The sequence below is a fragment of the Phenylobacterium sp. genome (assembly GCF_041913825.1).
GTDB lineage: Bacteria > Pseudomonadota > Alphaproteobacteria > Caulobacterales > Caulobacteraceae > Phenylobacterium.
In genome coordinates this window covers 100,740-111,844 of sequence record NZ_JAYSEO010000004.1, presented here as the reverse complement: position 1 = coordinate 111,844, position 11,105 = coordinate 100,740, and the positions used below count along the sequence as shown (strand labels likewise).

Sequence of the window (11,105 nt, the reverse complement as noted above, 5' to 3'; positions counted from 1 at the left end):
GGCGCGCGCGATAGGGGGAACGGCGCAGGGCCGGCGGGCGCACGCGGCGCGCCGGCCCTGCGGGGCTCAGGGCGCCGCCGGCTTCAGCGGATAGACCGGGTAGGCCGGCCGCCTCGGCGTGGGCGCCGGCTCCTTCTTGAGGGCCTCCATGGCGAGCGCCACGGCCGCCTCGAGCTGCGGGTCGTGGCCCTGGGCGACAGCCTTCGGGTCCTGCTCGACCACGTGGTCGGGCGCGACGCCGTAGTTCTCCACCTCCCACTCGCCCTTGGGGTTGAAGAAGCCGACGCTCGGCGAGGTGACCTGGGCGCCGTCCATCAGCACCGGCGTCTGGCCGATGCCTACCAGGCCGCCCCAGGTGCGCTTGCCGACCAGCGGGCCGATGCGGTTTTGCTTGAACATCCAGGGCAGGGCGTCGCCGCCGGATCCCGAGACCTCGTTGGCGATCATCACCTTGGGCCCAAGGATGGCGTGGGCCGGCGTCCGTTCGATGGCGCCGTAGCGGGGCGCCCACCAGCTCTGCAGCCGGCGGCCCAGCACCTCGACGATGTAATCGGCCATCTGGCCGCCGCCGTTGAAGCGCTCGTCGATCACCGCCCCCTGCTTGTCGGTCTGGGCGAAGTAGTAGCGGTTGAAGGCGGTGAAGCCGCCCTCGCCGGTGTCGGGCAGGTAGACGTAGGCGAGCTTGCCGCCCGAGAGCTGGTCGACCTTGCGGCGGTTGCTGTCGATCCAATCGAGGTTGCGCAGGCGGTATTCGCTGGCCACCGGCACGACGTTGACGTTGCGCGCGCCCTGGCCGTTCGCGGGCCCAACGCGCAGCGTGATCACCCGGCCGGCCGTGCCCTCCAGCGGGAGCTGGATGTCCGTGGCGGCGGGGAGCGGTTTGCCGTCGATGGCCAGGATGCACTCGCCCTCGCGGACGTTGAGGCCAGGCTGGGCCAGCGGGGCCACCGCGTCCGGCGACCAGGCGCCGCCGGTGTAGATCTTCGAGACGCACCAGCGGCCGTCCCGGATCACGTAGTCGGCGCCGAGCAGGCCGCCGGGGACGCGGCGCGCCGACGGCACGGCCCCGCCGAACCCGCGCAGGTGGCCGACCGAGAGGCCGGTGAGCCCTTCCTGGAAGACGTAGTTCAGGTCGGAGCGCGACAGCACGCCGGCGGCATAGGGGGCGAGGCGCTTCTCGGCCGCGTCGATGTCGAGGCCGTGGAAGCCCGGGTCGTAGAAGTAGGCGCGCTGGATGCGCCAGACCTCGCGGTACATCTGCGCCCACTCGGCTGGCGGGTCGACGCGGACCTCGAGGGCGTCCAACGACAGGGCGCCGTCGCCGGCCTTGGGCGGGGCGTTGGCGGCGACGATCGCATAGCTCGGCGGCTTGCGCGGCGCGCCGGGCGCAGCGCCGCCGGGCGGGGCCGGAGCCCGCGTGCCGAGCAGGATCTTCTCGCCGTCCGCCGTCAGCTCATAGCTCGCCACCCGCTCGGCCAGCTTCTCGACCTTGCGGTCCTCCAGCGTGAAGCGGTTCAGCACCAGGTCCGGCGGCGCGCCGTTCTCGCCTTCGCCGACCTGCTCCTGGAAGTAGATGACCCCCGGCTTGCCGGCCGACAGCACGGAATAGGCCCGCGCCGGGATGGGCAGGGCCACCGTCCGCTTGGTGATCTCGGCGAGCGGCCGGCCTTCCAGGTCGACCTCGATGGCCTTGGCGGCCACCGGCCTCGCGGCGCCCTTCGGTCGCGCCTTGCGGGCCGCCTTGGCTTCGCCCGCCTGGCCGGCCGGGGTGGCGTCGGCGTCAGCCTCGTCCGCCGCCTTGGCCTCGGCCGGGCTCTTCTCGTCGTCAATCTGCGGAGCGACGGGCGAGAGCGTGTCGCCCTTCAGCGTAAGCGCGTAGATCGACCGCGTCGGCGTGTAGAGGTTGCTGGTCATGTCCAGGCCGTAGACGGTCGGCCCGGCGTTGTTGCTGCCCAGGAAGTAAAGCTGCTTGCCGCTGCGGTCGAAGGCGGGCTGCCGCGCGTCGGCCATGGGGTCGGTCACCTGGGTGACCGTGCCGCGGTCCGCCGACCACAGGAACAGCGCGTTCAGCCGGTTCGGCATCGAGCGCGGGAAGGCGAGCCACCGGCTGTCCGGCGACCAGGCCATGGAGCTGCTGGTGTTTGAGAACCCGCCGTAGGTCCCCGGCTCCCCCACCGTGGTCAGCTTGCCGGTGGCGAGGTCGAGCACATAGCTGCGCAGCCGGTTGTCGTAGAAGGCGATCTTCCGGGAGTCCGGGGACCAGAGCGGATCGAAGAAGTAGGCGGGCTCCGCCACCAGCGGGAACTTGCGCACCTGCCCCTCGCCGGCCTGGGGCGCCACGTGCAGGGCGTAGCGGCCGGACTCGTCCGAGAAGTAGGCGATCGACTGGCCGTCGGGGCTCCAGGCCGGCTCGCGCTCCATCACCCCGGGCGTGTTGGTCAGGTTGCGGACGGGGCCGTTCTTGGCCGGCGCGGTAAGGATCTCGCCGTGCGCCTCGACCGCCACCCGCAGGCCGGTCGGGGAGACGGCCACCTTCTGGACCTCGCCGGCGACGTTGAGAATCCGGGGGCGAACGTCCGGCATGTCGCCCGCCACGGTGACCGAGACCGGCCGCGGCTCGCCGCCGCCGGGCTCCAGCAGGAAGAGCTCGCCCAGGCGATCGAAGATCAGCGCCTGGCCATCGGTGGCCAGCGTGCGGATCTCGGGACCCGTGTTGCGGTAGACCTCGGCCACTTGGCGATTGGCAGGGTCATAGCTGAACACCGAGGCCGGGCCGTTGCGGTTGGACAGGAAGTAGACCTTGCCGGCCAGGAACACCGGCGAGAAGTCCGCCGCCTCGGCATGCGGCACCTGCACGGAGTCGAGGCCCGGCAGCGAGGTCAGCCAGATGGTGCTCGCCCGGCCGCCGCGATAGTTGCCCCAGGAGACGTAGCGGTTCAGCTCGAAGCCGCTCGCCGGCGCCAGTGGGTTGTAGGCGATCATCCCGCCGTCGGCCGAAAGCTGGCCCGCATAGGCCATGGGCAGGGGGAGCGGCGTCGCCTGGCCGCCGGCCGCGGGTGCCTGGAACATCTGGGTGTAGCGGCTGGCGGCCGTGCGGTCCGAGCGGAACAGCACCTTTGCGCCGTCCGGCGACCAGCCCGTGGCCACGTCGGCGCCGGGGTGCCAGGTCAGCCGCTTGGGCACGCCGCCGGTCACCGGCACGGTGAAGACGTCGATGTTGCCGTCGTAGTCGCCGGTGAAGGCGATGGTCGCCCCGTCGGGCGAGAACATCGGCCCGCTCTCGGACCCGACGCCGGTGGTGAGCCGGGTGGCTCGCCCGCCGGCCCGCGGGACGGTCCAGATGTCGCCGCCGTAGGTGAAGGCGATCAGGTCGCGGCTCAGCGCCGGCTGCTGGAGGATCTGCGGCGCGGCCTGCGCCGCCCCGGCGGCAGCCAGCACGAGGACGCTCGCCGAGGCGAGCCGGTGGAGAAGATTGAGACGCAAGTGCCCGCTCCCGTTGTGTGGGTTGAAGCTTCGGCCACGCAGCATGCCCGGGTCAATCCGGACCCGGATCAGCCGGGACCGGCAAATTACAGATGTAGTTGCGAATTTGCAGCGCCTGCGGTCTACTCCCGTCGGGGCGGAGAGACCGGGACATGGCAGGCGCGCGGATCTCGGGTTCGGACTTCGGCGGCTCGTTCCACGCCGCGGGGATGATCGGCCTGCTGGCGATGCTGCTGACGATCCCCGGCTACATCCTGCTCAGCGGCTGGCTGGAACGTCGGGCCGAAATCCGCGCCTGGACCATCGACGGGCCGCCGTGCCCGCAGCCCGCGATGCTCGATCCCAAGGTGGTGGGGACGCGGCCGGCGAAGGTGTTCAGCTACCGCGGGGCGCGCTTCGCCCGCCAGTCCGGCCATGCGAGCTGCGTGGCGCTCGACGAGGGGGGGGCCTTCGAGCGGCGCCTCTACACCGTCTGCCAGTTCAATGCGCCGGCCGGACTTGCGGTGACCACAGACGCCGGGACGTGGCGGTTCCAGCCAGGCGCCGGTCGCAACATCACCGTGACCGTGCGAGGGGGACGGGCGGCCTGCGTGCTGAACGGCTGGTTCGAGTTCTAAACCTTTGGATCAACCGTAAGTAGACTTGTGACCCGCGTTCTCTCGCCGCGGTCTCCTTCGAGGATATTTCACGGGGGTAACAACTTGTTCGTCAATTGCACAGTATTCGTTTGGCTAACGTCAACTTAGCCAAGAATACTTAGGGCGCTATGTTCCTGGACGATCTCCGCATCTCGCGCAAGCTGGCTCTCGGCTTCGCCGCCGTGGTCCTGACGCTCATCGGCATGGGCGGCTGGACCTTCTACACGCTCAACGCGCTCGGGCAGGCCCGCGCCGAAGCGGCCCAGGCCGGCGAGGTGACGGCGCGGCTGGAGGAGGCGAAGTTCTACCTCGCCCGCCAGGAAAACAGCTACCGCGGCTACCTGCTGTCGGCGAACCCCTACTATCTGGAGCGGATCGCCAAGCACCGCGGCAACTTCAAGAAGCGCCTGGCGGCGGCCAGCGAGCTCGTGAAGAACGAGCCCGAGGCGGTGAAGACGCTGCGCGACGTGGGCGCGGCGGCCGACAACTGGCACGCGCAGATCGTCGAGGCCGGCCAGGTCCTGGCCGCAGACCCGATCACCCGTCAGCAGGCGGTGGACATGGTCGGGCCGGACGGCGCCGCCGACGGCCTGATCGCCCCGGCCGAGGACGGCATCGAGGCCCTGTTCGAGGCCAAGAGCAAGGAAGGCGAAGCCCTGGAGGCCCGCCAGGCGGAGGTGACTCGCAACGCGTACCTGACGCTCGCCGGCTGCATCGTGCTGGCCGCGCTGATCGCCGCCGGCCTGGGCATGCTGCTGACCCGCGCCATCGCCCGGCCGGTGACCCAGCTCACCGAGGCCATGCGCAAGCTGGCCGCCGGGGACTACACCGTCGAGGTCCCCGCCCAGGGCCGCCGCGACGAAGTCGGCCTGATGTCCGACGCGGTCACGGTGTTCAAGGACGCCGGCATCGAGAAGCTGCGCCTGGAGGGCCTCACGGCCGAACAGCGCAAGGCCGCCGACGAAGAGCGCGCCCGCAACGAGGCCGCCAAGGCGCGCGCCGCCCAGGAGCTGGCGGACGTGGTCGCCGCGCTGGGCACGGGCCTGGAGCGCCTGTCGGTGGGCGACCTGACGCACCGCATCGACCGCGCCTTCCCCGACCAGTACGAGAAGCTGAAGGCCGACTTCAACGAGGCCATGAGCCAGCTCGAGAACGCCATGGCCGTGGTGCTGGGCAATGTGCGCGGCATCCGCTCAGGCTCGAGCGAGATCGCCACCGCCGCCGACCACCTGTCGCGCCGCACCGAGCAGCAGGCGGCCAACCTCGAGGAGACCGCCGCGGCGCTCGACGAGATCACCGCCACCGTCCGCAAGTCGGCCGAGGGCGCCACGGAATGCGCCAAGGTGGTGCAGGAGGCCCGCTCCGACGCGCAGTCGAGCGGCACCGTCGTCGCCGAAGCGGTCGCCGCCATGGGCGAGATCGAGAAGTCGGCCGGCGAGATCGGCAGCATCATCGGCGTGATCGACGAGATCGCCTTCCAGACCAACCTGCTGGCGCTGAACGCCGGCGTGGAGGCGGCCCGGGCCGGCGAGGCCGGCAAGGGCTTCGCGGTGGTGGCGATGGAAGTCCGAGCGCTCGCCCAGCGGTCCGCCGAGGCCGCCAAGGAGATCAAGGGCCTGATCTCGGCCTCCACCGACCACGTCGGCCGCGGCGTGGAGCTGGTGGACCGCACGGGCTCGTTCATCGAGCGTATCGTCGAGCGGGTGGCTCAGATCGACGGCCTGGTCACCGAGATCGCCGCGGGCGCCCAGGAACAGTCCAAGGGGATCGCCGAGGTGAACAATGCGGTGAACCAGATGGACCAGCTCACCCAGCAGAACGCCGCCATGGTGGAGGAATCCACCGCCGCCAGCCACGCGCTGAGCCAGGAGGCCGACGTGCTGGACCGCTCGGTCGCCCGCTTCAAGGTGACCGGCCAGCCTGCCGCGGCCCCGGCCCCGGCCCCCGCGTCGACCCCGGCCCAGCGGTCTGTCCCCATGATGAAGACGGTCGGGAGCGGCCCCGCCGCGGTTCGCAAGCCCGCGCCGTCGCCGGCCACGTCCCCCGCCGCGGCGGAGGACAACTGGGAAGAGTTCTGAGGTCCTGGCTGGCCGCCTATTCGGCGGCCAGCATCACCGGCGGGCGGCGCGCCTCTTCCATGTCGCGCTGCAGCCGGGCGAGCTCGCGGGCCAGCGGCGCGTGCACCGGGCGGCGACCGTCGGCCTCCGGCGCGCCCAGGAGCCCCGTCGGGCAGAGCCGGGCGTCGTTCCAGCCCGGATAGTTGCAGATGGGATAGAGGCAGATCCCCTGCACGGGCACGCCGCTGTCGCGGGCCTGCTCCACCTCCGAGGCCACATAGTGGATCCAGGCCGAGCGGGCGGAGCCTTCGGCGCCTGTCTCCGCCACGATGATCGGCCGGCCGTAGCGGCTGGCGATGTCGGTCAGCATGGTCGAGAACGGCCGCCAGGAGTGGTGGCCGAGGGGCACGAAGTTGCCGGCGGGCGTCCACTGGTTGTGGGAGTAGAAGTTCAGGCCGACGATATCGAGCACTTCGGCGTGGCCGCCGAGGTCCGGGTCGCGCCGGCCGGCGAGCATGTCGAACGCCTCCCACTGGGCGTCCGCCATGCGGCGCGCCGCCGTGACGTCGTCCGGGTGCATCGACTGCGGAACGATGTGCACGCAGGGCTCGCACCACAGGATGCGGGCGCGTGGATCGACCCGGCGGACCGCGTTGGTCGCGGCCACCGCCGCACGCACGAGCTGGCGCTTCAGCTCGGGACCCTGACCCTGTCCGTACGGCGCCCACTCCCCCTGGTCGCCGGCCATGTAGGCGAAATAGGAGATCTCGTTCATCGGGCACCACAGCGGGACCGCGTCGGTGTGCTCGGCGTGGACCCGGGCGGCGGCTTCGGCGAAGGCCGCCATACGTTCCACGAAGTCGGGCGACCAGATGTCGAGCCAGTCCGGGTGGCCGTAGTGCCAGAGGTCCCACACCACCTGGACGCCGGCCTCGGCCGCGGCGCGCAGCATGGGCCGCCAGCTCGACCAGTCGTACTGCCCCCGCGCGGGCTCGATCAGGTGCCAGCGCAGGCCGTCGCGCGCGGTCGCCAGGCCATTCGAGGCGATCGCCGCATAGTCCTGCGCGGTGAAGCGGTCGTGGCCCTGGGCGATCAGCGAATCGACGCGCGCGCCGTCGCGCCGCCGGTGCGTGGCGCAGTCGAAGCCGCCCATGAAGAAGCTGGAGAAGGGGGATTGGGGCGTGCGGTCCACGGAGCCTCCTTGGTCGCGAGGCGATCCATTAGCGCGCTAAGTGTCGGCCGAGGGGCTGACATTTGGGCGCTGCGACCGGGCGTCGCGGGCAGGGCCGTCCGGGCGCCGCGCTCCCGCCGCCTTGACCCTCGCCCCGGCGCATCGTCTCCTCCCGCCGCGTCTTGGGGAGGGGATTTCGGATGATTGGCGGGCGAGGAGTCTGGGCAGCGGCCATCGTGCTGGCGGCGGCGCCGGCGGTTCAGGCGCAGGAGGCGCCCTCGGCGGCGTTCCACAGGCTGCTCGACGAGCACTGGGCCTGGTACCTGAAGAACAACCCGCAGCACGCGACCGTACTGGGTCACAAGGCCTACGCCCGCGATCTCGGCGACCCCTCGCTCGCCGCCATGGACCGGGAGGCCGCCGACGCGGCCGCCTTCATCCGCCGGCTGGACGCCATCCCCGTGGCGCAGCTCTCGCCCACCGACCGGGTTAGCCACAGCATCCTGCGGCTCGATCTCGCCAACCAGGTGGAGCGGAACCGGCACGTGCAGCGGGCCCAGCTCTTCTCCAACCGCCGCGGCTGGCACCTGTCGTTCGCCCGCGACGCCACCGACACGCCGCTGTTCAACAAGGCCGACCACGAGGACTACCTCGCCCGGCTCGCCGCCTATCCGGCGTTCAACCGCAAGGCCATCGAGACCACCCGCAGCCTGGTGAAAGCCGGCGCCACCCACCCCTGCGCCGCCATGGGCGGCTTCGAGCGGTCGATCACCACCCACATCGTGGACGATCCCACCACCTCGGACTTCTACGCGCCGTTCCGCAAGCCGCGGCCGACGACCATCGCCGAGGCCGACTGGTCCGACATGTCGGCCCGGGCCCGCACGCTGATCTCCGCCCAGGTGGTCCCAGCCTATCGTGAGTTCCGCGACTTCTACGTGAAGGAATACCAGCCCCGCTGCCGCAAGGACTTCGGCGACGCGGGCATGCCGGGCGGGGCGGAATGGTACGCCTTCAAGGTCCGGCTGATGACCACCACCAACCGCACGCCGGACGAGATCCACCGGCTCGGTCTCTCCCAGGTCGCCCGCATTCGCGGCGAGATGGACGAGGTGGTGAAGCGCTCCGGCTTCGCCGGCGATCGCAGGGCCTACGCCGAGCACCTGCGGACCGATTCGCGATACTATCCGAAGACCGCTGACGAGCTGATGCGCGAGGCCTCGTTCCTGGCCAAGAAGATCGACGGCGAGATGCCCAAGCTGTTTGGCCGACTGCCGCGGCTGCCCTACACCGTGAAGGAGGTGCCGGCCTCGATCGCCGCGGGCACGACCACGGCCTACTACACGCGCGGCAGCGAGGCCTCGGCGCTCCCCGGCGTCTACTGGGTCAACACCACCAAGCTCGACCAGCGGCCGCTGTTCGAGATGCCGGCGCTGACGGTGCACGAGGCGGTGCCGGGCCACCACCAGCAGCGCAGCATTCAGCAGGAGCTGGACCTGCCGGAGTTCCGGCAGCACGCCGCCTCGTTCACCGCCTTCTCGGAAGGCTGGGGTCTCTATTCCGAGCGGCTCGGCATCGACATGGGTCTCTACGACACGCCGGCGAAGGACTTCGGCCGGCTGTCCTACGAGATGTGGCGGGCCTGCCGCCTGGTGGTCGACACAGGCCTGCACTCGAAGGGCTGGACCCGCGAGCAGGCCATCGAGTTCATGGTCGAGAACACCGCCCTGTCCCGTGCCAACATCGAGGCGGAAGTTCACCGCTACATGGTCGATAGCGGCCAGGCGCTGGCCTACAAGACCGGCGAGCTGAAGTTCCGCGAGCTGCGCGAGAAGGCGGAGACGGCCCTCGGCCCCAGGTTCGACCTGCGGACCTTCCACGATGTCCTGCTGGAGAACGGCGCGGCCCCGCTGGATGTGGTGGACGCCCATGTGAACGCCTGGATCGCGGCGCAGGCCCAGCCGCGCTGAGGCCTGCCGCCCGGGCCGGCCCAGCTAGCGCCGCGGACGCTTGTCCCGGGGCGGCGCGCCCGCCGGCGGGCCGTTCGGCCGGCCGCCGGGCTTGCGCGGCGGGCCGCGGCGGGGACCGGCCGGACGGCGCTCCTGCGGGCCGGGCTCGCCGGCCGGCTCGATCCTCAGGTCGCGGTCGTCGGTGGCCTTCTGCACCGCCTCGCGGAAGCGGCCTTCCGCGGCGCGCGAGATCTGGAACTTGGTCTCGCGGTCGAAGATGCGGATCTGGCCGATGTCCTGCTTGGTGACGTGGCCCAGGCGGCAGATCAGCGGCACCAGCCACTTCGGGTCGGCGTTGTTGCGCCGGCCGAGCGACACGCGGAACCAGGCCGCGTCGGCGACCTCGTAGCTGGAATCTTCGCTGCGCGGCGGACGCTCCCCGCGGACCGGCCGCTCGCGCTCGGGGGGCGCGTCGAGGATCTCCTCCGGGTCCGGCAGGCGGGCGCGGTACACCCGCAGCAGGGCCGCGGCGACGGCTTCCGCGCCACGTTCCTCGATCAGGCGCCGGACGAGGTCGAGGTCCTCGGGCGCCGGCGCTTCGGACAGCGCCGGGTCGGCCAGCAGGCGCTCCTGGTCCCGCGCGCGCACCTCGTCGGCGGTGGGCGGGCCGGACCACTCGGCCTGGACGCCGGCGGAATCCAGCAACTGCTCGGCCTTGCGCCGCCGGTTGTGCGGCACGAGCAGGACCGAGGTCCCCTTCTTGCCGGCCCGGCCGGTTCGGCCCGAACGGTGGAGGAGGGCGGCCTTGTTGATCGGCAGCTCGGCGTGGATCACGAGGCCGAGGTCCGGCAGGTCGAGCCCGCGGGCGGCCACGTCGGTGGCGACGCAGGCTCGCGCATGGCCGTCGCGAAGCGCCTGCAGCGCGTCAGCGCGCTCCTTCTGCGACAGCTCGCCCGAGAGCTGGACCGCCGCAAAGCCGCGCTCGCGCAGCGCGCCGTAGAGGTGCCGGACCGACTCCCGCGTCGAGCAGAAGATCAGTGCGCCCGGCGCCTCGAACCAGCGCAGCAGGTTGACGATGGCGTTCTCCACCTCGGTGGGGGCGACGCGCACCGCGCGGTACTCGATGTCGCCGTGCGCCTCGTCGCGCCGGATGGTGTCGATCCGGTGCGCCTCGCGCTGGTAGCGGCGGGCGAGCGCGACGATGTCCTTGGGCAGGGTGGCGGAGAACAGCAAAGTCCGCCGCTCCACCGGCGTGGAGTCGAGGATCTCCTCGAGGTCCTCCCGGAAGCCCATGTCGAGCATCTCGTCCGCCTCGTCGAGGACGGCGACACGCAGGTCCTTGAGGATCAGGTTGCCGCGCTCGAGGTGGTCGCGAAGGCGGCCCGGGGTGCCGACCACGATATGGCTGCCGGCGGCGAGCGCCCGCTGCTCGCGCCGCGCGTCCATGCCGCCCACGCAGGTGACGATCTTCGCCCCGGCGGCGCCGTAGAGCCAGCCGAGCTCGCGGGCGACCTGCAGGGCGAGCTCGCGGGTGGGCGCGATCACCAGGCCGAAGGGCTCCTCGGCGGGGCCGAACGCGTCGGCCTCTCCGAGAAGCTGGTGCGCCGCCGCCAGGCCGAAGGCCACGGTCTTGCCCGAGCCCGTCTGGGCCGAGACCAGCAGGTCGCGGTCGGTGGGCGCGTCGAGGACGGCCGCCTGGACGGGGGTAGGCTCGGCGTAGCCCTGGGCTTCGAGCGCGCGCGCCAGGGCAGGGTGGGGCGTCGGAAACGGCATCGGGCGGTCCTTGAGAGCGCCTCGATAGAACGTG

General features: G+C 71.7%; 6 protein-coding genes. 3 read left to right on the top strand and 3 right to left on the bottom strand.

Translation table 11 applies throughout. From position 1 onward, the window contains the following. Positions 1-66 precede the first annotated feature (66 nt). The gene (locus ACE3Q8_RS04135; RefSeq protein ID WP_374468973.1) at positions 67-3,483 is read right to left on the bottom strand and encodes a PDZ domain-containing protein; all 3,417 of its coding nucleotides are present in this window, start codon (positions 3,481-3,483) and stop codon (positions 67-69) included. 152 nt (positions 3,484-3,635) lie between these two features. Between ACE3Q8_RS04135 and ACE3Q8_RS04130 the strand changes: the two genes are divergently transcribed. Continuing rightward, positions 3,636-4,100, top strand: coding sequence for a hypothetical protein (locus ACE3Q8_RS04130; protein ID WP_374468972.1), 465 nt, complete (start codon positions 3,636-3,638; stop codon positions 4,098-4,100). A gap of 149 nt (positions 4,101-4,249) precedes the next feature. Then, positions 4,250-6,199 carry a methyl-accepting chemotaxis protein gene (locus ACE3Q8_RS04125; RefSeq protein ID WP_374468971.1) on the top strand — a complete coding sequence of 650 codons (1,950 nt, stop codon included), beginning with the start codon at positions 4,250-4,252 and terminating at the stop codon, positions 6,197-6,199. A gap of 16 nt (positions 6,200-6,215) precedes the next feature. Here ACE3Q8_RS04125 and ACE3Q8_RS04120 read toward each other — a convergent pair whose 3' ends face one another. Beyond that, a complete protein-coding gene (locus ACE3Q8_RS04120; protein ID WP_374468970.1) occupies positions 6,216-7,370 on the bottom strand; it encodes a family 1 glycosylhydrolase in 1,155 nt (384 codons plus the stop codon). A 179-nt stretch (positions 7,371-7,549) separates the two neighbouring features. Between ACE3Q8_RS04120 and ACE3Q8_RS04115 the strand changes: the two genes are divergently transcribed. Further along, positions 7,550-9,319: a DUF885 family protein gene (locus ACE3Q8_RS04115; RefSeq protein WP_374468969.1), complete on the top strand. Its 1,770-nt coding sequence runs from the start codon at positions 7,550-7,552 to the stop codon at positions 9,317-9,319. Positions 9,320-9,343: 24 nt separating this feature from the next. Here ACE3Q8_RS04115 and ACE3Q8_RS04110 read toward each other — a convergent pair whose 3' ends face one another. Further along, complete coding sequence (locus ACE3Q8_RS04110) at positions 9,344-11,071, bottom strand: DEAD/DEAH box helicase (RefSeq protein WP_374468968.1); 1,728 nt, start codon at positions 11,069-11,071, stop codon at positions 9,344-9,346. Between the last annotated feature and the right edge of the window lie 34 nt (positions 11,072-11,105).

Excerpts from the sequence above, each read along its gene's own strand:
- ACE3Q8_RS04130 (WP_374468972.1), top strand. The coding sequence starts at position 3,636 with ATGGCAGGCGCGCGGATCTCGGGTTCGGACTTCGGCGGCTCGTTCCAC.
- ACE3Q8_RS04110 (WP_374468968.1), bottom strand. The coding sequence starts at position 11,071 with ATGCCGTTTCCGACGCCCCACCCTGCCCTGGCGCGCGCGCTCGAAGCC.
- ACE3Q8_RS04115 (WP_374468969.1), top strand. The coding sequence starts at position 7,550 with ATGATTGGCGGGCGAGGAGTCTGGGCAGCGGCCATCGTGCTGGCGGCG.
- ACE3Q8_RS04125 (WP_374468971.1), top strand. The coding sequence starts at position 4,250 with ATGTTCCTGGACGATCTCCGCATCTCGCGCAAGCTGGCTCTCGGCTTC.